This window comes from Streptomyces sp. URMC 124 (assembly GCF_051386455.1).
Lineage (GTDB): Bacteria > Actinomycetota > Actinomycetes > Streptomycetales > Streptomycetaceae > Streptomyces.
In genome coordinates this window covers 1-266 of the sequence record NZ_JBPQTS010000493.1, presented here as the reverse complement: position 1 = coordinate 266, position 266 = coordinate 1, and the positions used below count along the sequence as shown (strand labels likewise).

Here is a 266-nt window from a genome sequence, read left to right as displayed (position 1 = left end):
ACTCGAATTGAAAATCAAACGGCCTGCATGTCTTCCTACCAATCCTTCCGAATATCATCCTATGCATCCGCTAGATTATCCAAACAATCCTGCCACCCAATTCCAGATCCCGATAAACATATCCCATAAGAAAAACCGTACTTCAGGCTCGGTATCGCCCGCATTGACTGGCTCATCCGCCTGGCTCTTATCGGCTTGCGCCGAGACGGTCTGGACGCCGGCATCCGCCGGCTGCGCCGCCGCGTCTCCGCTGCCCCCGTCGATGA

1 protein-coding gene is annotated in these 266 nt (G+C 55.3%); it reads right to left on the bottom strand.

The annotated features are described in order from the left end of the window. Positions 1-75: 75 nt before the first annotated feature. The coding region (locus ACSNOG_RS33440) for a hypothetical protein (RefSeq protein WP_436756427.1) at positions 76-266 on the bottom strand (191 nt) is incomplete at its 5' end.